We start from the raw sequence: 25,978 nt of genomic DNA, 5'->3' as shown, positions 1-25,978 counted from the left end.
CGTCACTACAGCGGCATCGGCGCCATGTCGCACTCGATACGGCGCCGCTGCCGCGCCGCGAGAAGCCACGGGTGGTCGACCCGGACCACGCGGGTGAGCCCCTCCACCGCCTTGCGCTGGAGTTCGTCCGCCTCGGGCCCACGGCCCAGACCACGCAGGTCGAGCGCCAGGTTCGCGGTGCACGACAGGGTCAGCGGGTGGTCCGCGCCCGCGACCTCGGTCAGCAGGGGCAGGTTGGCGTCGTCGATCTGGTGGGCCCGCTCGAAGTCCAGCCGGGCGTAGGCCGTGTTGGCCTGGCCGATGGCGACCGTCAGCGTGGTGACGTGTCGCGGCCCGACGGTCGCGGCCAGCCGCTCGGCCGCCTCGTCCTCCAGATCCGCGGCGGCGTCGAGCGAACCCTGCACCCGCAGCGTCGCGGCGAGATTGGCCTTGGCCAGCAGGGTGTAGGCGTGCTCCTCGCCCAGGCGCGCCGCGTAGCGCGACACGGCGTCCTCGCCCAGCGTGCGGGCGGTGTCGAGGTCGCCGGCGAGGCGCAGGTCGACGGAGTAGTTGAGCGCCGTGGACACGGAGTCGAAGTGGTCGGGCCCGTACCGTGCGACGAAGCGCCGCAGCGTCTCCTCGGAGAGCTTCGTGGCCTCGGCGAGGGCCCCGTCACGGCGTCGGCAGACGGCGAGGTTGCGGCCGATGCGCAGGGTCAGCGGGTGTTCGTCACCGAGCGCGGCCCGGGCCCGCCGGTAGGCGTCCTCCTGGAAGTCGCGCGCGCCGGGATAGTCGCCACTCTCCCGCATGTCGATGGACAGCGCGTTGAGGGAGTTGAGGGTGAAGAAGCTGGCGGAGCCGTACATCTGGTCGCGCAGCCTGGCGTTCTCCTGGTCCAGCGCCAGTGCCTCGTTGAACTGGCCGCACAGGCGCAGATCGACGCCGAGGCTGTGCACGGCACGCAGGGTCGTGGGGTCCTCCAGCCCGAACTGGGGACGCGCCAGCTCCGTGGCCTCCCGCCCCAGATCCCGGGCCTCCTCGAACCTTCCCTGGTAGCGGCGGGCGTCCGCCGTCTCGCACAGGGAGTCGATCATCTCCTCGGCCTCGACGTCGACACGACGGGAGACCTCCAGCGCCTTCTCGGTGAGCGGGATGGACTCGGCGACCTGACCGATCTGGCGCAGCAGGAAGGAGAACCTCTTCGACATGCGGATGACGTAGATGTCGTCCTCGCCGGAGGCCGCGAGCCAGGCGTTCCAGGCCTGCCGGCCCAAATTCGCGGCACCGATGTGGTCACCCCAGTAGTAGAGGAACAGCACCGTGTCGTGGACCATTTCGCGCACCCAGTCGTCGGTGCTGGTCACCGCGTGCGAGGCGAGGACGTGCGGCAGCAGTTCCTGGTAGGCGCGCCACTCCAGGGACGAGGCGTAGTGGCCGGGCTTGGCGGCCGACAGCAGCTGGTGGGCGGCGCTGCGCATGCTCTCCCGCTCCTGCTCCCCCAGCTTGGCCAGGAGCACGGTCTGCAGCAGACGGTGCATCTGCAGGGTGTCGGACCGCGGGTCCACCCTCACCAGGGAGAACTGGCTGAGGTCACGGATGGCCCGGTTCAGTTTGATCGACTCGCGCAGCAGCGGGTCGACGTCGGGCGTGATACTGACGCCCCGGCTGCCGCGCAGGATGGACCGCGGGATGGGCTCGGGGGCCATACTCGCGCAGATGTCGAGGAGTTGCCGGGCGCCGGGGTTGCTCGCCGCGATCCGGGTCAGCGAGATGTCCCACGCGGCCGCCACCGACGTCGGGTAGTCGGGCGGGGTGTCGAGTTCGAGGATCTCCAGGCTGCGCTGCTGCAGCAGATCGAGGTACTCCTCGACCAGCATGCCGGTGACGGCGCGCCACGCGCCCGCCTGCTCCACCGCCAGCGGAAGGTCCCCCAGCGCGTGGGCGAGCCGGTCGGCGTCCCCGGGCTCCAGGTCGGGGGAGCGCCTCTGGAGCAGCTCGACGGACTCCTCGCGCTCGAAGACGTTCACCGGCAGCGGGGTGGCCACCCGCTCCCAGGCCCGGTTGCGGGAGGTGACGATGACCTTGCCCGGGCCGTTGGGCGGGAAGTACTTGCGGGCCACCTCGATGTCCTCGGCGTTGTCGAAGACCAGCAGCCAGTTGTCGTACGGCGCCCCGGTGCGCAACGCCTCCAGGACGGCGGGCACCGCCGTGTTGGCCGTCGGGGCGCCCGCACTCTCCTGGCTGACGGGGGCGACGCCCAGCTGCGCGGCGAGGGTACTGAGCGCGGTGAGGATGAGGCTCTCGCGCTCGGCGGGGATCCAGCAGATCACCTTGTAGTCCTGCTGGTGGGTGTAGATGTACTCGAGCGCCAGCTGGGACTTCCCGACGCCGCCCAGTCCGTGCAGCGCGTGCGGCAGCACGGCCGCGGTGTCCTGAGCGCCGAGCTGCTCCTCCACGGCCCTCAGCAGCGCCTGCCGGCCGACGAACGAGGTGTTCCGGAGCGGAACGTTCACCATGATGGCGGGCGTCCTGGTCGTGGTGCTCGTCATGAGCTGCTCGTCCTCCGAGGCATGGGGTCGGGTCTCGTCGATTACCGGGCTCGGCACGGGTTCTCCAGTTTCGTCGGAATGGTTCGACGCTGGATCACTGCCCTTTCCATCGGGCGATCCTCCGCCCTCCGACCGGTTCACCTCAGTGGGCGTACCGGTCGGCAAACCGGCGGGCACCCGTTCGGTCGTACCGGTTCCGAGCCTGGAAAGGTTGGGTTCTATGCGCTTGGCGCGCTCGGAGTAGGGCCCCGACAACGCGCGCATCACCGCGAGTTCACTGCGTGCCCAGCCGAGTTCCGCCGGGTCGGGCAGCTGGGCGCCGTGCGGGTCGCGCAGGGCGGCGCGCAGTGCGACGCCGCGCTCCCCCGCCGCGGGCAGCTCGCCCACCACGCTGACGGTGCGGGCGAGTTGACTTCGGGTGGTGGTGGCGAGCAGCGCCTCACGGACTCCGTCGGCGAACTCCGGGCGCCCCTGGCCGCCGCTGTCCCAGTCGATCAGGCCGCCCATCAGGATCTCGGCGAGATGGTCGGGGCCGGTCTCCGGCATGGTGTGCCGACGCAGCTGTTCCATGAGGTCGAACTCGAACGGAACGGCGGCCAGTTGGGTGGCGAGCCGACGCGCGGCCGGAGTGGCGAGGGTGAAGAAGCGGCGCACGGCCGCGGTGGCGGCGCGTGGGAAGCGCGGGGCGCGCAGACCGGGCGCCGGGGCGCCCTTGGTGAGGGTGCCCGCCAGCACGACGGGCAGCGAGCGGCGTACTCCGCGCTCTCCGGTGACGAGGTCGGCCCAGGCCGCGATGGAGCCGGCCTTCAGGGACAGGACCGGTACCGGAACGGAGCCGTCGCCGGTGGCGGGCAGCGGCCGCAGCGGGTCGGGTCCGCCGGGCGGGGCCCAGTGCGCCAGGCCGTTGTTGGGGGCGCCGAAACCGCCGGCCTCCAGGACCGCCTGGTACGGGTACAGGGAGGAACGGTGCCGCAGATGCGGCGGCAGCAGGTGGACGAGGGCGGTGGGGCCGGCGTGGGCGAGCCGGCCGAGCAGGTCGTCGGCGGCGGACGCGGCCCAGCCGTGGGCGAGTCCGTCGGTGACGACGAGGAAGACGCGCCCGCCGCGTCCGTCGAGGAGTTCGGCGGGGTCGGCGGCGGCCCGGCCGGTGCTCCAGCGCAGGGTGGCGGCGCCGGTCCGGGGCACGTTGACCCGGACCGTGCGTACCCCCCGGAAGGCGCCGCTGTGTTCGGCGGCCTCGGCGAGCCGGGCGGCGGCGTCCTCCCAGATGCGCATGGTGGGTGCGTCGTCGATGAGCAGCACCAGGTCGAAGGCGGAGGTGCGGGCCGGACGGAGGAAGGGCAGCCACATGCCGTCCACGACTCCCTGCTCGGCGGTGGTCTCCTCGTCGAGTTCGAGGGTGTCGCGGGAGGGGATCCGCCGGGCCAGCCGGTGCAGGGCGCGCGCGAGCACGGCGGTGGCCCGCCCCGGCCCGTGCTGGGGGCGGTCGTCGGCGGGCAGCAGCGGGCGTCCGACGTGCAACGCGTAGGGGCCTTCGGGGTGAGGTGACAACTCGGCCGGGGCCCCCTGTCCGCCGGTGGCCCCGCCGCGCGCCGCGCCGGGCCGGTGCGCGGTGTCCGGGGCCGGGGTGGCCGCACCTGACGCCCCGTCGGCGGCGGGGTCGGGGCGGGGTGGCCGCGTCGGACGTAAGGCATCGGTGCCGGTGGCGGGCGGGACCGCGGGGGGTTCCTCGCCGTCCGGAGGCGGGGGCGGGGGCGGGGGCCGTACGTCCTCGGCGAGCCCGATCGGTGCCGGGGGCGGGCCGGGTGGCCGGCCGGGCACCGGGCGGCCGTGGCGGGACCAGTACGCGGCGAGCCACACCGCGTCGGCGACCTCCTGCCAGCGTGGTGCCGCTTGTTCCTCGGTGTTCGGGCCGGTGCGGACCGGTGCCGTCTGCTCCAGGTCGGCGGCCAGCCGCGCTCCGTGCTCACGCCCGTGCTCGACGGGCTCGGGGAACGCCGAAGGAGGCGACGACCCCGATACGGGGCCTCCGTCGCCGAGCCTGGACGCACGCTCCCTGGGAAAGCCGGTCATTCAGCGGCCCTTCGCGAGGTCGCGGAGCAGCATTTCCACGAGCTTACGCCCGTCACCATGGACCTGGAAACCACCCGCAGTAGTCATCTGGACAGCGTTGAGTAGCTGGTCCAGTGAGTGTGTACCGCCGGCCTGGACCTGCTGTACGAACAGGTCAACCAGGTCCTCGGTGCTCTCCGGGCGGGTCCCCAGGTGTCCCTCCACCATGGCCAGAAGCTGTTCACGGGTGGGTGTGCGCATCTCCAGCGGCAGGCAGCGCCGACGGAAGGCGGCGGGAAACTCACGTTCGCCGTTGCTGGTGATCACCACGACGGGGAACTCCCGGCACTCGACCCGTCCGCTGTGCACGGTGGCGCGACCGGAGGGGTCGCTGGTGTGGACGCGTGCGGTGTCCGCGGCGTCACGCACCAGTTCCGGGACGTCATAGCTTCCGTTCTCCAGGACGTGCAGCAGGTCGTTCGGCAGGTCGATGTCGCTCTTGTCGAGCTCGTCGACGAGAAGCACACGGGGACGATCGTAGGGCAGCAGCGCGGTGCCGAGTGGCCCCAAGGTGATGAAGTCACCGAGAACCGGGGGAAGTTGACGATCACTTGACTCGGGAGCGGAGTTGACGTCCGCTTCCGGCGCGTTCCGCAGACCGGCCTGCCAGGCGGCGATGGCCTGGGCGCGGCCCATCGCGTCGTGCACGTACAGGCCGTCCCGCAGCGTCGTACGGCTGACGATGTTCCACTCCAGGACCCGGCCCAGCCCCAGTTCGCGGGATATCAGGTAGGCCAGGGTCGACTTTCCGACGCCGGGCGGTCCGGTGATCAGCAGGGGTCGGCGCAGCAGCAGGGCGGCGTTGACGGTGTCGATCTCGTCCTGGCCGAGCTGGAGGGTGATGTCGTGCGGGCCCAGGCGGCGCTGGGCGGCCTCGGGGTCGTCGGGCGGAGCGGGCTGGGCGGGGGCGCCGCGGAACCGGCGCCAGGGCGGGGGCTCCGGCAGCCGGGGCGGGGTGGCGGGGGCGTTGCCCGTGGCGTGGAAGACGCGCCAGCCGTTCGGGGACGTCTGCTCCTGCGCGCTCATGCCGGTGCCTCCTCGCCGGCGAGATCGCCGGGGTCGATGTCAACGAGTCGGGTGGGGTCGTCCCAGAGGAAGCCGATGTTGCGGCCGAGGAACCGGGCCGGCCCCTTCGTGTGCAACTCGGCGTTCTGCCGCAGCCGGTGAATGGCGATCGGGATCTGCGCGGGCGTCGGCACAGCGGCGAACACGGCGGTCACCACCTCCCGGCGTTCCTCGTCGAAAACCCCTCTGCGGTCCCAGACCGCCAAACCGATCCCCTCCGCGATGGCTGCCTTGAGCGCCTCCATGGCGAGACGGTCGGCCGGGGCGTCCAGCACCACGGCCGTATGTCTGTTCTCCCCCGCGAGTACCGCCTGCCATGCGTTCAGGCGTGAACCGTCCGGTTCACTCCAGCCGTGCACCGTGACCCCGTGCCGCCGCAGCGTGCGCCAACGCTCCCGCCACTGCTCCCGCACCTGCGCGTCGTCGCTGCGCATGCGCTCCAGGCTCCGCAGGTGCACCCCGTACTTCAGCCCGAGCGGCATCGGCAGTCCGTCGCCGATCCGGTGCGTCAAACCGGCCAGGTCGTGGTTCAGCAGCTCGTACGGCAGGACGAACTCGATGTAGGGCGGCGGCTGGACCCGTCCGCCCGGCTCCGGCTCGCGCGGGGAGGCCCACAGCCGGGCGCCCTGCCGCAGTGCCTGGTCGACGGCGGTCTCGAGGTCGTCGAGGGTGGTGGTGGAGGGTGCGCCGGGCTGGGGGTTCCAGTGGCCGGGCACGGTGTTGAGCCACGGGCGTACGACGACCTCGCCGCTGCCGTCCCGGGCGGGCTCGACGGCGACGATCAGACAGCGCGGCACGTCCGGGTCGCTCACCACCTCGGCCCGCGCGCCCCGGCGCCGGTCCAGTTCCTCGGTCAGGTCGGCGCGGGCGGCCCAGTCGTCGACCCAGCCGGCGAGGGCGGCGCGGTGCGCCGGGGTGACGGCGAGGCGGGCCGCACGGTCCATCAGCAGGACCGCGGGCGGCAGGCCGTCGGGCTGCGTGTTCCACTCCAGGACGTGGGACAACAGCTGGTCGGGGGCGAGGCCGATGGGCAGGTCGAGGCCGTGCAGCTCCTCGACGAGGTCGTCCCGGACCCGGCTCGCGGGCAGCTCGCCCTTGGCCAGGACGGCGCGGGCGCTGTTCTCGTCGTCACGGGTGAGCGGGCCGGGCGGGTCCCACGGCAGGTCGGGCACGACGGCGGGGGCAGGGGTGATCAGCCGGTCGAGTTCGTCGCCCGCCGGGGCGCCCTCGAGGATGCGGACCACGTCGACGAGTACGTGTTCGCCGCCCGCCACGTTCAGGGCGGCGCGCACCAGGGCGGCCACGTCCTCGCGCTGCCGGACGCCGCGCAGGTCGACCGGTCGGCCGAGTTGTTCCGCGAGGATGGCGGCGAACTGGATGCGCGCCTGGGCGTCCTCCGTGCAGCTCAATAAGCACAGGCTCTCGGTCAGCTCGACCATGACCTGGAGCCCCCGCGGGCGCACGGCATCGTCGACGAGCCTGTCCAACCCCGTGCCTGTCTCCACCGACTGTCCCCCATGAGCCGGTATGCCTGCCTGACCGACCTGCGAAGTTAGCACGGCAACGGGCGGTTAACCAGGGACATGTGAGACCTCGGGGCGCGAAGTCCGGCCGTGCGCCCCCGGTGGGGCAACTCGGCCGGAAATCGATCCTCGTGGCCCGCGTGGGGGCCCCGCGGCCACGCTACAGCCGCGGGTCGACCGGCTCCGACTCCAGCGCCAGCACCCCGAACACCGCCTCGTGCACCCGCCACAGCGGCTCGCCCTCGGCCAGCCGGTCGAGCGCCTCCAGGCCGAGCGCGTACTCACGGATCGCGAGCGAGCGCTTGTGGTTCAGGAAGCGGCCGCGGAGCCGGGCGAGGTTGTCCGGGCGGGTGTACTCCGGACCGTAGATGATCCGCAGGTACTCACGGCCCCGGCACTTGACGCCGGGCTGCACCAGACGGCCCTGCGCTCCGCGCACCACGGCGTCGACGGGCTTGACGACCATGCCCTCGCCGCCGCGTCCGGTCATCTCCAGCCACCAGTCGACGCCCGCCCGCACGGACTCCGGGTCGCCGGTGTCGACGTACAGACGACGGGTCGTCTGCAGCAGGCCGCTCGCGTCGTGCTCCACCAGCCGGTCGATGAAGGTGAGTTGCTCGTCGTGCGGCAGGGCGGCGAGGCTGCGGCCCTGGGCCGCGAGGATCTGGAACGGGGCCAGCCGTACGCCCTCGAGGCCGTCCGTGGTCCAGCAGTAGCGGCGGTAGGCGTCCGTGAACGCCGAGGCCGAGTCGGCTCGTTCGCGCTGGCGGGCCAGCAGGTCCGAGACGTCCACGCCCCGCGCCGCCGCGCCCTCCAGGGCGGCCAGCGCGCCCGGGAAGACCGCGCCGGCGGCCGCGCCGACGGCCGCGTACTGACCGCGCAGCAGCCCCATGGCCTTCAGCGACCACGGCATCAGCTCGGCGTCCAACAGCAGCCAGTCAGTGTCGAGTTCGTCCCACAGGCCGGCCTCGTCGATCGCCGTGCGGACCCGGCCGAGGATCTCCTCGGTGGCCGACTCGTCGTCGAAGAAGGGACGGCCGGTGCGGGTGTACAGCGCCCCGGTGGGTCCCGACCCGACGCCGAACCGCTTGCGGGCCGCCTCCGCGTCCCGGCACACAAGCAGCACGGCCCGCGAGCCCATGTGCTTCTCCTCGCACACGACCCGCGCGACGCCGTCCTCCTGGTACTGCGCGAACGCCTCCGCCGGGTGCTCCAGGTAGCCCTCGACGCGGGAGGTGGCCGTCGGGGCCATGGTCGGCGGCAGGTACGGCAGCAGACGCGGGTCCACCGCGAAGCGGCTCATGACCTCCAGGGCCGCCGCCGCGTTCTCCTCGCGGATGGCGACGCGGCCCTGGTGCCGGGTCTCGACGACCCGGCGGCCGTGCACGTCCGCGAGGTCCAGCGGGCGTCCGTCCTGCCCGCCGGGCGCCTCGGCCCGCAGCGGCCTGGCCGGCTCGTACCAGACCCGCTCAGCCGGTACGTCGACCAGTTCCCGTTCCGGCCAGCGCAGCGCGGTCAGCTTGCCGCCGAAGACGGCGCCGGTGTCGAGGCAGATGGTGTTGTTGAGCCAGCTGGCCTCCGGAACCGGGGTGTGCCCGTAGACGACCGCCGCCCGCCCCCGGTAGTCCTCCGCCCACGGGTAGCGCACCGGCAGCCCGAACTCGTCGGTCTCACCGGTCGTCTCGCCGTACAGGGCGTGCGAGCGGACCCGGCCGGAGGTGCGGCCGTGGTACTTCTCCGGCAGTCCGGCGTGGCAGACCACCAGCTTGCCGCCGTCGAGGACGTAGTGGCTGACGAGGCCGTCGATGAACTCCCGTACCCGCTGGCGGAACTCCTCGCTCTCCCCCTCCATCTGCTCGATGGTCTCGGCGAGCCCGTGGGTGTGCTGGACCTTGCGGCCCTTCAGGTGACGCCCGTACTTGTTCTCGTGGTTGCCGGGTACGCACAGCGCGTTGCCCGACTCGACCATCGACATCACCCGGCGCAGCACGCCCGGGCTGTCCGGGCCGCGGTCGACGAGGTCGCCGACGAAGACCGCGGTACGGCCCTGCGGGTGGACGCCGTCGACGTAACCCAACGCGCCGAGCAGTGCCTCCAGTTCGGACGCGCAGCCGTGGATGTCGCCGACGATGTCGAAGGGGCCGGTGAGGTGGGTGAGGTCGTTGAAGCGCTTCTCGGTGACGACGGTGGCGGTCTCGACGTCCTCGACGCCGCGCAGGACGTGCACCTTGCGGAAGCCCTCCCGCTCCAGGTGCCTGAGCGAGCGCCGCAGTTCACGGGTGTGCCGCTGGATGACCCGCCGGGGCATGTCGGCACGGTCGTCGCGGGTCGCGTTGCGCTCGGCGCACACCTCCTCGGGCACGTCGAGCACGATGGCGATGGGCAGCACGTCGTACTGCTTGGCCAGGTCGATCAGCTGGCGCCGGGCGTCCTGCTGCACGCTGGTGGCGTCCACGACGGTGCGACGGCCGGCAGCCAGGCGCTTGCCCGCGATGTAGTGCAGGACGTCGAAGGCGTCCCGGGTCGCGCTCTGGTCGTTCTCGTCGTCGGAGACCAGGCCGCGGCAGAAGTCCGAGGAGATCACCTCGGTCGGCTTGAAGTGCCGCCGGGCGAAGGTCGACTTGCCCGAGCCGGAGGCGCCGACCAGGACGACGAGGGAGAGGTCGGTGACGGGGAGGATCCGCCCCTGCCGCTGGGAAACCTGAGTCTCGGTCATGCTGCCTTCGCCTCCTTCTCGTCCGGGGTGTTCGTCGTCGTTGTACGCAGGGTGAAGACGGCCATCTGGGTCGGTGGCCCCACCTCGGGGTCGTCCGGTCCGACGGGGACGAACGCCACGTCGTAGCCGTGCCGTTCGGCCACCGTGTCCGCCCAGGACCGGAACTCCTCGCGCGTCCACTCGAAGCGGTGGTCGCCGTGCCGGACGTGGCCGGCCGGGAGGCTCTCCCAGCGGACGTTGTACTCGACGTTCGGGGTGGTCACCAGGACCGTGCGCGGGCGGGCCGCGCCGAACACGGAGTACTCCAGGGCGGGCAGCCGGGGCAGGTCGAGGTGCTCGATGACCTCGCTCAGCACGGCGGCGTCGTATCCCTTGAGCCGCTTGTCGGTGTAGGCCAGCGAGCCCTGGATGAGCCGCACGCGTGCGGCCTGCCGCTCTCCCATGCGGTCCAGTTTCAGCCGCCGGGAGGCGATGGTCAGGGCCCGCATCGACACGTCGACACCGACGATCTCGGTGAACCTCGGGTCCTTCAGCAGCGCCTGCACCAACTGGCCCTGTCCGCACCCGAGGTCGAGCACCCGGGCGGCGCCGGACGCGCCGAGCGCGGCGATGATCGCGTCCCGGCGCTGCACGGCGAGCGGGGTGGGCTTCTCGTCCGCCTCGCTCTCCGCCGCGACCGCGTTGTCGATCTCCTCGACCTCGCTGTCGTCGGTCTCGGCCAGCCGCACCAGCTCCAGCCGCTCCATCGCCTCCCGGGTCAGCGACCAGCGGCGGGACAGGTAACGGCTGGTGATCAGCTTCTGCTCCGGGTGGTCGGGCAGCCAGCCCTCGCCGGCCCGCAGCAGTTTGTCGACCTCGTCGGGCGCCACCCAGTAGTGCTTGGCGTCGTCGAGCACGGGCAGCAGGACGTACAGGTGCCGCAGTCCCTCGGCGAGGGTCAGCTTCTCCGACTCCAGGACCAGGCGCACGTAACGCGACTCGCCCCACTCCGGGAACGCGCTGTCCAGGGCGACCGGTGCGACGCTCGCCGCCCAGCCGAGCGGCTCGAAGAGACGTCGTACGAGTTCGGGGCCGCCCCGGGCGGGCAACGCGGGTACCTCGACGCGCAGCGGCATCGGCTTCGCGGCACGCTCGGGCCGGGCCTTGCACACCCCTCGCATCGCGCTGGAGAACACGCCGCTCAGCGCCACGGCGAGCAGCGAGGAGGCGGCGTAGGGGCGGTCGTTGACGTACTGCGCGAGCGCCGCGTCGGGGGCGCCGCCGCGGCCCTTGCCCTTGCCGCGCCGGACCAGTGCCACCGCGTCGACCTCCAGCAGCAGCGCGGCCGTGCAGCGCTCGGCGTCCGCCTCGGGGTAGACGACGTGCGCCGTGCCGTAGGACAGCGTGGCCGAGTACGGGTTGTCGGGGTGCTTGTGGAGGAGGAAGCCCAGGTCGGTCGCCGGGTGCTGCTCGTCGCCAGAGGTCGAGATCGTCAGGAACACGCGTCCGAGTATGGGTGTCGGCGAGCCCCGGACGGTACTGGATTACCCGCGGCCATCCCTTCGTCGACGTCACTCGTAGCCGGGACGGCGGTTCTCGAGGTCGGGTGCCGGAGATCACCTCCGCCTGGGCACGGCACCCACGTCGGGGACCGGACTGTCACAAAGGCGCCCGGCGGACGCCGGGCGCCTTTCTCGTGCGTTCACCACACTCCGTCAGCGCGACATGAGGGTAGGACTGACGGGCCTCGCCTACGACAGCTGCGACTGCACCTGGGACGAGATCAGCTCCAGGTGGTCCAGGTCGGCGAGGTCGAGGATCTGGAGGTAGATCCGCTCGGAGCCGGCCTCGGCGTAGTGGCCGATCCGCTCGACGACCTCGGACGGGGTGCCCGCCAGGCCGTTGGCCTTCAGCTCGTCGACCTCGCGGCCGATCGCGGCGGCACGGCGGGCGACCTCGGCGTCGTCCTTGCCGACGCAGACGACGAAGGCGTTGGAGTAGGTGATCTCGTCGGCGTCCCGGCCGGCCTCCTGCGCGGCGGCGCGGACCCGGCCGAACTGGCGCTCACTGTCCTCGAGCGAGCCGAACGGCATGTTGAACTCGTCGGCGTACCGGGCGGCCAGTCGCGGGGTACGCCTGGCCCCCTGGCCGCCGACCAGGACGGGGACCTTGCGCTGCGCGGGCTTGGGCAGCGCCGGCGAGTCCTTGAGGTCGTAGTAGGTGCCGTGGAAGTCGAAGGTCTCGCCGAGTTCGGTCGCCCACAGGCCGGTGACGATCTCCAGCTGCTCCTCCAGGCGGGCGATCTTCTCCTTCGGGAACGGGATGCCGTACGCCGTGTGCTCCTCCTCGTACCAGCCCGCGCCCAGGCCCAGTTCGACGCGGCCGCCCGACATCTGGTCCACCTGCGCGACCTGGATGGCGAGCACGCCGGGCAGCCGGAAGGTGCCGGCGGTCATCAGCGTGCCGAGGCGTATGCGCTTGGTCTCGCGGGCCAGGCCGGCGAGGGTGATCCAGGCGTCGGTGGGGCCGGGCAGGCCGTCCACGGAGCCCATCTTGAGGTAGTGGTCGGAGCGGAAGAACGCGTCGAAGCCGAGGTCCTCGGTGGCCTTGGCGACGGTGAGGAGAGTGTCGTAGGTGGCGCCCTGCTGGGGCTCGGTGAAGATGCGGAGGTCCATGCTTCCATCCTGCACGCCGCGGTGACGGCCGACCGAAGCGGTCCCCTCGGACCCTGGCCCCGGAGGCCCTCGGTGCCCGAAGCGACCCGCCGCCGCCTCTCGCCTCTCGTCCCAGGGGTCCTTACGCCGGTAGTGCCTCGTCCCGGTCCGCGAGCCTGCGCAGCATCTCCCGCACCCGGTCCCTCGACTCGTCCGCCGCGTCGATCGCCTCCATGCACTGCCAGTACGTGCCCTCGTCCGCCGCCGCGGAGGCCAGGCCGACCAGGGCGATGCTGACCTCCCCGAGGAGGCTCCCCAGGGAGGTGAGGGCCTGGCGGGCGTCCCCCAGGTCGGTGAGCCGGGCCGCCAGCATCGCCTCGGTGTCGATGTCCGGACGGTCCAGGACCCCGCATCCCCTGCCCGCCAGTTCGGTCAACCCCAGTGCCTCGCCGCGTAATTCGGGCGGGCCGGAGACCGCGAGGCGACTGCCGATCGCCTGGGCCAGGGCCTGTGCCTGCCACACCTCCGCCATGATCTGAGGCGGGCTACCGCTCCCCGCCAGGGCACGCCTGCTCATCCCTATGAGCCGCATCGCTTCCATGCGTCGCCCCCGTCTGTCCGACGCGCCGTCGGCACGTCCGCCTGAACTCCCTTGTTCACTACCCAGAGTGAGGGGGCTTGAGACGAAAAACCAGAGGAAGGTGGAAATCTTCGGACAACGAATCGGTCTCAGACGGTCTTTCGACTCCGGAGAGTAATAATGGAGCTGATCGCTCCCGATGAGCGGTGGGCAGTCAGCACCCTCCTAGGGCGCCGGAAACCTCCGCTCGTTCCGGTCGATCTTCGCGTCCAGCGCCGCCAGCGGGTCGATGCCGAGCACCTCGCACAGCTGGAGCAGATACGCGAGCACGTCGGCAACCTCGTCCGTGACCCGGTGCGCGGTCCCGGGGTCGGCCATGACGCGTTGCGACTCCTCGGGCGTCAACCACTGGAAGATCTCGACCAGTTCGGAGGCCTCCACGCTCAGCGCGGCGACGAGGTTCTTGGGGGTGTGGTACGGCTGCCAGTCGCGCGCGGCCGCGAACTCGGCCAGTCTGCGCTGCAGTGTCGCCACGTCGAGAGGTTCGGTCACGGCTTCAGGTGTACCACCGTCACACCGTCCACCCCCGCCGCCCACGACGCGTCGCTCACCGCGCCGACGAGCCTGATGTGCCCTCGGTCGCACATCCGCGCGGCGAGCCGCAGCAGTTCGGCCCGCTGCCGGGGGTCCAGGCCCCGGTCGAGGTGGTCGGCGAGCACGGTGAGCGCCTGCATGGCCGCCGGCACCTCACCGACCGGGTCGACCTCCAGCACACCGGGCCCGGTGAACAGCACCAGCGCCAGCGCGAGGTACCGCAATTCCCCGTCGCCCAGCCGCCCGCAGTCCGTGCGGGTGCCGTCGCCCCGGTCGAGCAGCGCTCGGACCGCCCCGTCGGCGCGCGGTTCGGCGAGCACGTCGGCGACTGGGCCGGCGCATCCGGCGCGTACCGCGGTGACGAACTGCGCGTGCCGTCTGGCGCACTGCGCGCGGGTGCGCCACAGCACGTCGGCGAGGTTGTCGCAGCCGCCGAGCAGCCGTCCGGAGCCGGTGGGCACGGGGACGCGCATCCGGCCGGGCCGCGGGTCGCAGGCGAACACCGAGCGCAGCGCGACCACCGTCTGTTCGGCGGCGGCCAGCACCCGGCGCTGCCCGTCGGTCTTGCCGGCCACCCGCAACGGGAGCAGCGCGGTGCCGAGTCGGTCGTCGGGCAGTGGGCCGCGGGTGACCGGCGACTGGCCCGCCGTGTGCCAGGCGGCCTGCACCTGGCGCCGGCTCGGGTCGCGCAGGGCGGTCTCCAGCAGGACCTGACCGCCCCCAGTGCTCAGCCGCTCCCCCACGATGCGCAGCGCCGGCTCGGCCTGGACGGCGACGTCGAGCCGGATCGGCCCCTCGGGACCGTCGGTCGTGCAGCCGATGCGGAAGCCGCGGCGGCGCTGGGAGTCAGGCCGGGCCCGCTCGGGCACGCAGGCCAGCGGATCCGGGAAGACCTCGGGCAGGCGGGTGCCGCCACCGAGTCTGGCGAGCGCCTCGTACGCCCGTAGCGCACTGGTCTTGCCGCAGCCGCTGGGTCCCGTGAACAGGGTGAGCGGACCGAGCGGGAGGCGGGCGCCGCGGTGGGCGGCGTAGGCGGACAGCCGCAGTTCGGTGACGCGCGGACGCTCCGGAAGGTCCTCGTCGTGGCCGGGTAAGGCCGGGAGCGGCGAGGGGTCCGGGAGCAGCGCGGGGGGCACGGTCATATCCGGACGGTAGGTCTCCGCCGCCGGGCGAACCGTTTTGCCCGAAGGACCTTCCTACGATCGGGCGACCGGCGCCCCTGACGCCGGGCGGCCGTCACCTCTCATACGCCGGGGACGCCTGTCCCCTCCTCCATCAGCCCGGTCACCTCGGTGCCGGCCGGCGTGAGAAGGAACACGTTCCGGTCGACGCGGTGCATGCTGCTCGCCAGTCCGAAGACGACGCCGGTGCTGAAGTCCAGGACCCGCTTGGCGACCTCGGTCTCCGCGTTGGTCAGGTCGAGCAGCACGGGTATGCCCGCCATCAGCGTCTCGGCGACCTCGCGGGCGTCCGCGAACACCATGACGCGCAGCACCACGAAGCGGCGCCGCAGCTCCGTCTCGGCCTCCGGCATGGACCGGTGGCCGACCGAGGAGGGCCAGGCGTCCCGGCCCCTCAGCGGCACGACCTGGGCGAGCCCCTCCCACTGTTCGTCGGTGACATCGTGGCTGTTCACCGGCATGCTCCGTCCATGGCTCGCACTGCTGTCTGCATCGGGCAATTCTTACCCATGGTCACCCGTTCGGCCCAATGCGACACGCTCCGCGACCCCGGTGCACCTCACACCGACCGGGGGACGGCTGTGCAGCGGGCGTAACTCCTCAAGATCAAGCCGTGTCACACAGGCGTAACGGGCAATTCGTAGCGTCGACGGCATGACGACGCCCCCGCGGAGAAAGCAGACGCAGAGGACACAGCCGCAGCAGACACAGCAGGTGCGGACCGTCTGCTCGTACTGCGGTGTGGGCTGCGGTCTGGTGCTCGACGTCGGGATGGGGCCGGACGGCAGGCGTACCGTCCTGAAGGCGTCCGGGGACAAGGAGCACCCGGCGAACGCGGGCCGGCTGTGCACGAAGGGCGCGACCACGGCCGAGATGCTCGCCGCGCCCGGCCGGCTGACCAGCGCCCTGGTGCGGGACGACCGCGGCGAGGAGCCGGTGCCGGTGCCCACGGCCGACGCGATCGCCGACACCGCGCGACGGCTGCGCGCCGTCATCGACGAGCACGGGCCGGACGCGGTCGCCTTCTATGTGTCCGGGCAGTTGAGCCTGGAGGCGCAGTACCTGGCGAACAAGCTGGCCAAGGGGTTCGTGCGGACCAACCAGATCGAGTCCAACTCCCGGTTGTGCATGGCCAGTGCGGGGGCCGGCTACAAGCTGTCGCTCGGTGCCGACGGCCCGCCCGGCTCGTACGAGGACTTCGACCGGGCGGACGTCTTCCTCGTCATCGGTTCGAACATGGCCGACTGTCATCCGATTCTGTTCCTGCGGATGATGGAGCGGGTCAAGGCGGGGGCGAAGCTCATCGTCGTCGATCCGCGGCGCACCGCCACGGCCGCGAAGGCCGACCTGTTCCTCCAGGTGAAGCCGGGCACCGACCTCGCGCTCCTGAACGGTCTGCTGCGTCTGCTGGTCGAGAACGGGCACACCGACCCCGAGTTCGTCGCGGCGCACACCACGGGCTGGGAGGGGATGGAGGAGTTCCTGGCCGACTACCCGCCGGCCACCGTCGCGGAGCTCACCGGTGTCGCCGAGGACGACCTGCGTGCGGCCGCCCGGCTGATCGGCGAGGCGGGCGAGTGGATGAGCTGCTGGACGATGGGGCTCAACCAGTCCACGCACGGCACCTGGAACACCAACGCCCTGGTCAACCTGCACCTCGCGACGGGCGCGATCTGCCGTCCGGGCAGCGGGCCGTTCTCCCTGACCGGCCAGCCCAACGCGATGGGCGGACGCGAGATGGGCTACATGGGGCCGGGGCTGCCCGGGCAGCGGTCGGTGCTGGTCGAGGAGGAGCGGACGTTCACCGAGGACGTCTGGGAGCTGCCGCCGGGCACCCTGCGCGGAGACGGGGTCGGCCGGGGCACCGTCGAGATGTTCCAGAAGATGGCCGACGGGGAGATCAAGGCCTGCTGGATCATCTGCACCAATCCGGTCGCCTCGGTCGCCAACCGCCGTACCGTCATCGAGGGCCTTGAGGCCGCCGAGTTCGTGGTCACGCAGGACGTCTTCGGGGACACCGAGACCAACGCGTACGCCGACGTCGTCCTGCCGGGCGCGATGTGGACGGAGGCCGAAGGGGTCTACGTCAACAGCGAGCGGAACCTCACCCTGACCCGGGCGGCGTCCGACCCGCCCGGGGAGGCCACGGCGGACTGGCGGATCATCGCGGCCATCGCGCGGGAGATGGGGTACGAGAAGGGCTTCTCGTACGACAGTGCCGAGCAGGTCTTCGAGGAGATCCGGCGCTTCTGGAACCCCGTCACGGGCTGGGACCTGCGCGGGGTGACCTACGAGCGGCTGCGGTCGACGCCCGTGCAGTGGCCGGCCGCCGGCGAGGACGGGCCGGAGCGCAATCCGGTGCGGTACGTGTCCGGTGAGGGCGAGTTGCGGTTCCCGACGGCCGACGGGCGTGCCGTCTTCCACGCGCGCCCGCATCTGCCGCCCGCCGAGCTGCCGGACGACGACTTCCCCTTCCTGCTGAACACCGGGCGGGTGCAGCACCAGTGGCACACCCTGACGAAGACCGGGAAGGTCGCCAAGCTCAACAAGCTGAATCCCGGGCCGTTCGTGGAGGTGCATCCCGAGGACGCGGGGGCGCTCGGGATCACCGACGGCGACCGGGTGGAGGTCGCCTCGCGGCGGGGCCGTGCCGTCCTGCCCGCGGTGGTCACCGACCGGGTGCGGCCGGGGGCCTGTTTCGCGCCGTTCCACTGGAACGACCTGTTCGGGGAGTATCTGAGCGTCAACGCGGTGACCAGCGACGCGGTGGATCCGGTGTCGTTCCAGCCGGAGTTCAAGGTGTGTGCGGTGTCGCTGGCGAAGGTGGCCTCACCGGTGCGGCCCGCGGGGGTGACCGCGCCTACGGCGGCGGCCGCGACCGGCGGGGCCACGACCGCCGTAGCTCCCGCCTCCGTCACTCCTGCCGCCGTCACTCCTGCCGCCGTCACTCCTGCCGCCGTCACTTCGAGCACGGTCACCCCGGGGTCGAATCCCTTCGGTCTCGACAGCACCCCGCCGCCCGTCCTCACGGCCCAGGAGCGGCTGTATCTCACCGGCTTCCTCGCCGGCATCGACTCCGGCGCCCCCGGTGTCCCCGTGCTCCCGCCGGACGCGCCCTTCAGCGCCGAGCACGCGCTGTGGGTGAACGGCGTGCTGGCCGGCATGTACTCGCGGACGTCGACGCGACCGGCCTCGTCCGGCGAGCGGTCGGGCCGTGAGGTCGTCATCCTGTGGGCCTCGCAGACCGGTAACGCCGAGGAGTTCGCGGGGGCCGTCGCCGACCGGCTGTCCGCCGGGGGACACACGGCCACGCTCGTCGGCATGGACGAGTCCGACCCCGGCGCCCTGCCCTCCGGCGCCGATCTGCTGCTGATCACCAGCACCTTCGGCGACGGCGACGCGCCCGACAACGGCTCCGGGTTCTGGGAGACGCTGACCGGACAGCAGGCCCCGCGCCTGGACGGCGTCCGGTACGCGGTCCTGGCCTTCGGCGACTCCTCGTACGACGACTTCTGCGGACACGGGCGCCGACTCGACGCACGCCTCGACGAGCTGGGCGCGGTACGGCTCGCGCCGCGCACCGACTGCGAACCCGACTACGAGTCCTTGGCGGGTGTCTGGCTGGACCAGGTGCTCTCGGCGCTGGACTCCGGGACGGAGACGGCCGAGCCCACCGAGCCCACCGTCGAGGTCGCCCCACAGCTCGCCACCCGGGCCGCCCCCGAAGCCGACCGTGCCGCCAGGCCCGCGCCCACCACCGCCCGCCTGGTCGGCAATCGGCTGCTCAGCCGGACCGGCGCGGGCAAGGAGGTCAGGCGGTTCACCTTCGACACGAGTGGGTCCCCGCTGACGTACGAGACGGGGGACGCGCTCAGCGTGCGGCCGGTCAACTCGTCCGCGCTGGTGGAGGAGTGGCTCGCGGTGACGGGCCTGGACGGCACGGCGGCCGTGCGGGTGGAGGGGGTCGGCGAGGTCCCCGTCGCCGAGGCCCTGCACCGGCACCTGGACATCACCCGGATCACCCCGGACTTGCTGCGTTTCGTCGCCGAACGGGTCCGTGACGACCGGGAGTTGCGCAGGCTGACGCGGCCCGACAACAAGGACGGTCTGGCGCAGTGGAGTTGGGGGCGGCAGACGGTGGACGTGCTCGCCGAGCATCCGGTGCGGGCGAACGCGCAGGACTGGGCGGACGTACTGAAGAAGCTTCAGCCGCGCCTGTACTCCATATCGTCCAGCCCGCTGGTCGACCCGTGTCTGGTCTCGCTGACGGTGTCCGTCGTGCGGTACGAGAACCTGCACGGCCGGGCGCGCGGCGGGGTCTGCTCGCCCTTCCTCGCCGACGCCGAGGCGGACACCGAGGTGCCGGTCCTGGTGCGGCGTGCGCCGCACTTCCGGCCGCCCGCCGACGCCTCGACGCCGATGGTCATGGTCGGGCCGGGCACCGGGGTCGCGCCGTTCGTCGGCTTCCTCCAGGAGCGGCGGGCGCTCGGCCACCGGGCGCCCAACTGGCTGTTCTTCGGGGAGCAGCACCGCGCCACCGACTTCTACTACGAGCGGGAGCTCACCGAACTGCTCGACGAGGGCCTTCTGACCCGCCTCGACACCGCCTTCTCCCGCGACCAGCGCAACAAGGTGTACGTGCAGGACAGGATGCGTGAACACGGCCCCGAGTTGTGGCGCTGGCTCCAGGACGGCGCCCACTTCTACGTCTGCGGCGACGCCTCCCGGATGGCCAAGGACGTGGACCGGGCGCTGCGGGACATCGCGGTCGCGCACGGCGGGCTGGACGAGGCCGAGGCGTCGGCGTGGGTGAAGCAGCTGGCGTCGGCGAAGCGGTACGTGCGGGACGTGTACTGAGAGTCCTTGACCGGGAGGTGCCTGACGAGGGTTGGCGGTGCCTGACGAGGATTGAGGGGGTTTCTCCCTTTACGGACTGTTCACACCGCCCTCATACCGGAATCTTCACCTCCGAGGAGGTGGCGCTCACCGGGTCCGATTAGCGTCCGGTGCCGTGCTCCTGACAGATACGCAGCTGCCGGCGCCCGGCGGGCGGACGCGGTCGGCGGTGTCCGCCCGCCCGGAGGAACCCCCCGCGCAGTGGCATCGCGTCCTCACCCTGCTCGCCGACATCAGTCTCTTCATCGGGACCCGGTCGGTGTGGGCGCAGGCGGCGACCCACCGGCTCCCCGTGGCCGTGGTGATCTCGGTGTGCTACGCCACGATCCTGGTGAGCGGGGTGCTGATCCTGGTGGTGCGCCGTCGGCGGGCTCTGGCGCGGCTGGACCTGGTGGTACTGGTGACCGCCGTGACGCTGGTCCTGTGCACCTGGGTCATGAACCACCACGGCTCCGACGAGGCGGACCTCACCACCCAGGCCGCCCGGGAGCTGGTCGCCGGGCACGCCGTGTACGGACATCCGTGGCCCTGGCTCTTCGGCCACGACGTCGCCCTCACCCCGACCGTGACGGGCGGCTACGACTACACGTACGGCTATCCCCCGCTGGCCCCGCTGCTGACCGCGCCGCTGCTGTGGCTGGGCCCCGGCGGCGTTCCGGCGACGGCGGTGGCCACGGGTGCGCTGGTCGTCGGCGCCGTGGTGCTGTGGCGGCTGCTGCCCGGTCCGTGGCGTTCGACGGCGACCATGGTGTGCCTCGGCTTCGGCATGCTCCCCACGTACGGGCGGCTCGGCTATCCGGCGGTCCTGGCCCTCGCCCTGCTGGTGCCGGTGGTGGCGCGCTGGCCGCGGATCGGGCGGGGCGGTCGGCTCGGCCCGGCCGGGCTGGCGCGGGCGGCCTGCCTGGGGGCGGCTTGCGCGGCCCAGCAACTGCCGTGGTTCCTCGCGCCGTTCCTGCTGGCCGGGATCTACGCCGTCCGGCGCGGTGAGTCGGGGGCGCGGGCGGCGGCGCTGGTGGTGCTGCGGATCGTCGGGGTCGCCGTCACCGTATGGCTGCTGATCAACACGTACTTCGTGGTGAGTGAGCCGGCCGCCTGGTTCAGCGGGATCGCGCTGCCGCTGACGCAGGGCGCGGTGCTGCACGGGCAGGGCCTGGTGGACGTCTCGCTGTATCTGACCGGCGGCGGCGACCGGCTCGACTGGTACTCGCGGGCGAGCGTGCTGCTGCTCGGCGGTCTGCTGGCGGTGTTCGTGCTGTTCGTCCGGCGGCTGGGGCCGGCGGCGACGGTGCTGCCGTGGCTGGCCTTCTACCTGGCGACCCGTTCGCAGGACGGCTACTACCTGTTGATGACCCCGCTGTGGCTCACCGCGGCGGTCACCGCGCCCGCGACGGAGTTCGCCGGCGCCTGGCAGCCACGCCCGCGCCCGCTGTCCGGTCCGCACCGGCGTCCGGCGCGGATCGCGGCGGCCGTGCTGCTGCTCCTGCCCGCCGTGACCAGCGCCGCGCTGGCGGTCACGGGGTCGCCGCCACTGCGGATGCGGGTGACGTCGGTGCGGCGGGTCTCGGCGACCGCCCTCTCCCGGCTGACCCTGCGGGTCACCAACACGGGCGGCGGCACCCTGAGGCCGCACTTCACGCTCACCGCGGGCCAGGGCATGGACCCCTACTGGACGGTCGTACGGGGCCCGGCCGCGCTGCCGGGCGGCGCCACGGCGACGTACGAACTCCGGCCGCCGGCCGGGACGTACGGCCTGCCCCGGCCGGGCGCGCGGATCCGGCTGCGGGCCTTCACGGCCTCCCCGCAGACGCTGTCGAGCAGATACGTCAGGCTGCCGCCCGGGTGAACCGGAGCGTGGCGGTGACCGTCGTCAGGCCGCGGATCATGCCCATCTGGTTCCAGCCCATGCCGAACTGGTCGCGGTCCACGGGGAATTCGGCCTCCAGGGTGAGCGTCTCGGCGCCCGCCCCGACAAGGCGCGCGTCGAGGGACAGGGGCCTGCTGATGCCGCGCACGGTCAGCTGACCGACGACCTTGACCGTGTCGCCGTCGCGGCGTTCGGCGCTGCGCACCACGAAGGTCAGCTCGGGGTGGTTGTCCACGTCGAAGAAGTCCGCGCCGCGCAGATGGGTGTCCCGCTTGGCGTTCTTGGTGTCCAGGGAGGCGGCGTCCAGGGTGAGGGTGCCGACGGCCGACCCGTCGGCGCGCACCTCGCCCTGGCCGGCGACACCCGTGAAGGCGCCCTTGACGGTGACCAGGCCCCACATCGTCTTGTGCCGCAGCGCGACGGTGGTGGCGGTCGGGTCGAGCTGCCAGAGCCCGGTTTCCACGGCAACGGTCATGGTGGTGCCCCTGTTCATGGTCGTTCATGCTGGTGAGGTTGGTGATTCAAATTTGGATGACCTCACGCTAGCCCACTATCCAAATCTGGACAACCATCTTCTTCAAAATTGGACAACAGGTACACTCGAACCATGGCCGCCCCCGACGAGCACCCCACCGACCTGCCCGAATGCCCCTCCGCACAGAGCGGCGGACTCCTGCCGGACGAACTGCGGGCCTGGATGGTCCTGCTCGCGGCGACCGGGGCCGTGGAGCAGCGGCTGCGCGCGGTCGTCAAGGAGCAACTCGACGTCTCGCACGACGAGTTCCTGGTCCTGTGCCTGCTGGCCGAGCAGCCCGCGGGCCTGCGGATGACCCGGATCGCGGAGCTCCTGGGCCGCCCCAAGACCCGGCTCACCTACCAGATCGCCTGCCTCCAGCACGCCGGCCTGGTCACCCGCAAGTCGGTCTGCGGCGACAAGCGGGGCGTCGAGGTCGTCCTCACCGAGAAGGCCCGGCTCCTGCTGAAGGAGGCCTCGGAACCCCTCTCCGAGACGGTCGTGCAGGCTCTCGGCCGGATCATGGGACCCACCCAGCGCGAGGCGATGCGGGCACTGCTGCCCGACGTCACGGAGCCCTCCGGCACCGAGTAGTCCGTGCACCTGGGGTGATTTGACAGGTTATGTCGGAAAAGCGGGCAGTTTCGTGAACGTCAGACGCCCACAACATGGCCAAGAATTGGACCCAATCCATTTCTTGAACCATTCGTGTTTGTGGGGGTAGGTTGTGCGCATGACCGCACCCCGGAGTTCGAGCACCGCTGAAGAGCTGCGTGGTGTCGGCCTGCGGGTGACGGCCGCCCGCGTCGCGCTGCTGGAGACCGTCCGGGTCGGGGACCACCTCGACGTCGAGGCGATCGCCTCCGGTGTGCGCGACCGTGTCGGCCACATCTCCGTCCAGGCCGTGTACGAGGCACTCCACGCCCTGACCGCGGCCGGGCTCATACGTCGCATCGAGCCGGCGGGCAGCCCGGCCCGGTTCGAGGGTCGTGTCGGGGACAACCACCACCACGTCGTGTGCCGGTCCTGCGGTGCCGTCGCCGACGTCGACTGCGAGGTCGGCGACGCCCCCTGTCTGACCGCGTCCGAGGACCACGGCTTCGCCATCGACGAGGCCGAGGTCATCTACTGGGGCGTGTGCCCCGCCTGTTCCACCAGCCCCAGTTCCTGAGCACCCGAAATACACCCGTTCGGAAGGACCCCCCTGTGACCGAGAACCACGATGCGATCGTCACCGAGTCGAAGCCCGAGGAGACGGGTGGCTGCCCGGTCGCGCACGGCCGTGCCCTGCACCCGACCCAGGGCGGCGGCAACCGCCAGTGGTGGCCGGAGCGGCTCAATGTGAAGATCCTGGCGAAGAACCCGGCCGTGGCCAACCCCCTCGGTGAGGACTTCGACTACGCCGAGGCGTTCAAGAACCTCGACCTGCCGGCCGTGAAGCAGGACATCGCCGAGGTCCTGACCACCTCTCAGGACTGGTGGCCCGCCGACTTCGGCAACTACGGGCCGCTCATCATCCGGATGGCCTGGCACAGCGCGGGCACCTACCGCATCAGCGACGGCCGTGGCGGCGCCGGTGCCGGTCAGCAGCGCTTCGCCCCCCTCAACAGCTGGCCGGACAACGCCAACCTGGACAAGGCCCGCCGTCTGCTGTGGCCGGTCAAGAAGAAGTACGGCCAGAGCCTGTCCTGGGCCGACCTGATGATCCTGGCCGGCAACGTGGCCCTGGAGTCGATGGGCTTCGAGACCTTCGGCTTCGGCGGCGGCCGCGTGGACGTCTGGGAGCCCGAGGAGGACGTGTACTGGGGCCCCGAGACCACCTGGCTCGACGACCAGCGCTACAGCGGTGACCGTGAGCTGGAGAACCCGCTCGGCGCGGTCCAGATGGGCCTCATCTACGTCAACCCGGAGGGCCCGAACGGCAACCCGGACCCGATCGCCGCGGCCCGTGACATCCGCGAGACGTTCCGCCGGATGGCGATGAACGACGAGGAGACCGTCGCCCTGATCGCGGGCGGTCACACCTTCGGCAAGACGCACGGCGCCGGCCCGGCGGACAACGTCGGCGACGACCCCGAGGCGGCCTCGCTGGAGCAGCAGGGCCTGGGCTGGAAGAGCTCCTTCGGCACCGGCAAGGGCGGCGACGCGATCACCAGCGGTCTCGAGGTGACGTGGACGAACACCCCGACCACCTGGGACAACAGCTTCTTCGAGATCCTCTTCGGCTACGAGTGGGAGCTGACCAAGAGCCCCGCAGGCGCCAACCAGTGGCGGCCGAAGGACGGCGCCGGAGCGGGCACCGTCCCCGACGCGCACGACGCGTCGAAGACCCACGCCCCGCAGATGCTGACGACCGACCTCTCGCTCCGCTTCGACCCGGTGTACGAGCAGATCTCCCGTCGCTTCCTGGAGAACCCCGCCGAGTTCGCGGACGCCTTCGCCCGCGCCTGGTACAAGCTGACCCACCGTGACATGGGCCCGAAGTCCCTGTACCTGGGCCCGGAGGTCCCGGCGGAGACCCTGGTCTGGCAGGACCCGCTGCCCGAGGCCGAGGGCCCGGCCATCGACGCCGCCGACATCACGGCCCTCAAGGCCAAGCTGCTCGACTCGGGACTGACCGTCTCGCAGCTGGTGTCCACCGCCTGGGCGTCGGCCTCGACGTTCCGCGGCAGCGACAAGCGCGGCGGGGCCAACGGCGCCCGCATCCGCCTGGAGCCGCAGCGCGACTGGGAGGCCAACGACCCCGACCAGCTGGCCTCGGTGCTGCGCACCCTCGAGGGGATCCAGCGGGAGTTCAACTCCGGCGCCAAGAAGGTCTCGCTGGCCGACCTGATCGTCCTCGGTGGCACCGCCGCCGTGGAGAAGGCCGCCAAGGACGCCGGCTTCGACGTCGAGGCGCCCTTCACGCCGGGCCGCGTGGACGCCTCGCAGGAGCAGACGGACGCCGAGTCGTTCGCCGCGCTCGAGCCGACCGCCGACGGGTTCCGCAACTACCTCGGCAAGGGCAACCGCCTGCCTGCCGAGTTCCTGCTGCTCGACAAGGCGAACCTGCTGACCCTGAGCGCCCCCGAGCTGACCGTCCTCGTCGGCGGCCTGCGTGTCCTGGGCGCCAACCAGGGCCAGTCGTCGCACGGCGTCTTCACCGACACCCCGGGCACGCTGACCAACGACTTCTTCGTCAACCTGCTCGACCTGGGCACGACGTGGACGTCGACGTCCGAGGACCAGACCACCTTCGAGGGCCGCGACGCCGCCACCGGCGCGGTCAAGTGGACCGGCACCCGTGCCGACCTCGTCTTCGGCTCGAACTCGGAGCTGCGTGCGCTCGCCGAGGTGTACGCGGGTGACGACGCGAAGGAGAAGTTCGTGAAGGACTTCGTCGCCGCGTGGAACAAGGTCATGGACCTGGACCGGTTCGACCTGGTCTGATCGTCCGATTTCCACCGTCAGGGCCGGCCCACTCGGGCCGGCCCTTTCGTCTGCGAAGGGCCACAGGAGCCGGCAGGCCCGCGCCGTCCCGTTCCGCGCTCCCCCTCGGGACACGGGCGGTCGTTACCCACTTTCGAGTGACAGCCCGCGTCGCGGTGGGGTGGCGTGACCTGGCGGGTAAGCGATCATTCCCCGCGCCGCACGGGTCCCGGGACGCCCGCCGGCGTCAACATCGTGCATTCAGCGCATAGATGGACGTTGCAGGCGAGAGTCACGGAGATGTGGACAGGCTGTCACATGGTTCACGTCTCATCCGTATCGCCCGCACACCGAGGCCAAAGTG

Annotated in this window: 16 protein-coding genes; 5 read left to right on the top strand and 11 right to left on the bottom strand. The window is 71.9% G+C overall.

Translation table 11 applies throughout. The features are described 5' to 3' along the window. Positions 1 to 5: 5 nt before the first annotated feature. From fxsT to ACFYRY_RS27015, 10 genes are all read right to left on the bottom strand, one after another. The gene (gene fxsT / locus ACFYRY_RS27060; RefSeq protein WP_389150785.1) at positions 6 to 4,601 is read right to left on the bottom strand and encodes an FxSxx-COOH system tetratricopeptide repeat protein; all 4,596 of its coding nucleotides are present in this window, start codon (positions 4,599 to 4,601) and stop codon (positions 6 to 8) included. Next, on the bottom strand, positions 4,602 to 5,666 hold the full coding sequence (locus ACFYRY_RS27055; protein WP_389150782.1) for an AAA family ATPase: 1,065 nt from the start codon (positions 5,664 to 5,666) through the stop codon (positions 4,602 to 4,604). After that, the gene (locus ACFYRY_RS27050; protein WP_389150779.1) at positions 5,663 to 7,210 is read right to left on the bottom strand and encodes a hypothetical protein; all 1,548 of its coding nucleotides are present in this window, start codon (positions 7,208 to 7,210) and stop codon (positions 5,663 to 5,665) included. Before ACFYRY_RS27050 ends, ACFYRY_RS27055 begins: the two co-directional genes overlap by 4 nt. Positions 7,211 to 7,388: 178 nt before the next feature. Continuing rightward, positions 7,389 to 9,944: a polynucleotide kinase-phosphatase gene (locus tag ACFYRY_RS27045; RefSeq protein WP_389150776.1), complete on the bottom strand. Its 2,556-nt coding sequence runs from the start codon at positions 9,942 to 9,944 to the stop codon at positions 7,389 to 7,391. Beyond that, on the bottom strand, positions 9,941 to 11,425 hold the full coding sequence (locus ACFYRY_RS27040) for a 3' terminal RNA ribose 2'-O-methyltransferase Hen1 (protein ID WP_389150773.1): 1,485 nt from the start codon (positions 11,423 to 11,425) through the stop codon (positions 9,941 to 9,943). Before ACFYRY_RS27040 ends, ACFYRY_RS27045 begins: the two co-directional genes overlap by 4 nt. Positions 11,426 to 11,674: 249 nt before the next feature. Next, a complete protein-coding gene (locus ACFYRY_RS27035; RefSeq protein WP_389150770.1) occupies positions 11,675 to 12,598 on the bottom strand; it encodes an LLM class F420-dependent oxidoreductase in 924 nt (307 codons plus the stop codon). Between the two features lie 121 nt (positions 12,599 to 12,719). Further along, entirely contained in the window at positions 12,720 to 13,178 is a 459-nt protein-coding gene (locus ACFYRY_RS27030) for a DUF6099 family protein (protein ID WP_389150767.1), read from the bottom strand. A 204-nt stretch (positions 13,179 to 13,382) separates the two neighbouring features. Continuing rightward, positions 13,383 to 13,709 (bottom strand): nucleotide pyrophosphohydrolase, encoded by a 327-nt coding sequence (locus tag ACFYRY_RS27025; RefSeq protein WP_389150764.1) that lies wholly within the window; start codon positions 13,707 to 13,709, stop codon positions 13,383 to 13,385. Next, a complete protein-coding gene (locus ACFYRY_RS27020) occupies positions 13,706 to 14,893 on the bottom strand; it encodes an AAA family ATPase (protein ID WP_389150761.1) in 1,188 nt (395 codons plus the stop codon). The genes ACFYRY_RS27025 and ACFYRY_RS27020 overlap by 4 nt, the downstream gene beginning before the upstream one ends. Before the next feature lie 101 nt (positions 14,894 to 14,994). Further along, entirely contained in the window at positions 14,995 to 15,393 is a 399-nt protein-coding gene (locus ACFYRY_RS27015) for a cell division protein SepF (RefSeq protein WP_356762837.1), read from the bottom strand. Positions 15,394 to 15,586: 193 nt separating this feature from the next. Here ACFYRY_RS27015 and ACFYRY_RS27010 point away from each other — a divergent pair, with 193 nt between their 5' ends. Then, positions 15,587 to 19,789 (top strand): molybdopterin-dependent oxidoreductase, encoded by a 4,203-nt coding sequence (locus ACFYRY_RS27010; protein ID WP_389150758.1) that lies wholly within the window; start codon positions 15,587 to 15,589, stop codon positions 19,787 to 19,789. 208 nt (positions 19,790 to 19,997) lie between these two features. Continuing rightward, entirely contained in the window at positions 19,998 to 21,671 is a 1,674-nt protein-coding gene (locus ACFYRY_RS27005) for a hypothetical protein (protein WP_389151642.1), read from the top strand. On the opposite strand, the gene ACFYRY_RS27000 is transcribed toward ACFYRY_RS27005, so the two are convergent. Continuing rightward, entirely contained in the window at positions 21,652 to 22,167 is a 516-nt protein-coding gene (locus tag ACFYRY_RS27000) for a YceI family protein (RefSeq protein ID WP_389151639.1), read from the bottom strand. The two genes, ACFYRY_RS27005 and ACFYRY_RS27000, sit on opposite strands and share 20 nt — an antisense overlap. A gap of 132 nt (positions 22,168 to 22,299) precedes the next feature. Here ACFYRY_RS27000 and ACFYRY_RS26995 point away from each other — a divergent pair, with 132 nt between their 5' ends. The 3 genes from ACFYRY_RS26995 to katG all read left to right on the top strand — a co-directional run bounded on the left by ACFYRY_RS26995 (position 22,300) and on the right by katG (position 25,635). Next, the gene (locus ACFYRY_RS26995; RefSeq protein ID WP_389150755.1) at positions 22,300 to 22,800 is read left to right on the top strand and encodes a MarR family winged helix-turn-helix transcriptional regulator; all 501 of its coding nucleotides are present in this window, start codon (positions 22,300 to 22,302) and stop codon (positions 22,798 to 22,800) included. A 139-nt stretch (positions 22,801 to 22,939) separates the two neighbouring features. After that, positions 22,940 to 23,377 carry a Fur family transcriptional regulator gene (locus tag ACFYRY_RS26990; RefSeq protein WP_389150751.1) on the top strand — a complete coding sequence of 146 codons (438 nt, stop codon included), beginning with the start codon at positions 22,940 to 22,942 and terminating at the stop codon, positions 23,375 to 23,377. 35 nt (positions 23,378 to 23,412) lie between these two features. Beyond that, positions 23,413 to 25,635: a catalase/peroxidase HPI gene (katG, locus tag ACFYRY_RS26985; protein WP_389150749.1), complete on the top strand. Its 2,223-nt coding sequence runs from the start codon at positions 23,413 to 23,415 to the stop codon at positions 25,633 to 25,635. Positions 25,636 to 25,978 lie beyond the last annotated feature (343 nt).

The organism is Streptomyces sp. NPDC005263 (assembly GCF_042872365.1).
Classification (GTDB): domain Bacteria; phylum Actinomycetota; class Actinomycetes; order Streptomycetales; family Streptomycetaceae; genus Streptomyces.
The sequence above is the reverse complement of the archived record's forward strand: the minus strand, read 5'-3'. Positions and strand labels throughout refer to the sequence as shown.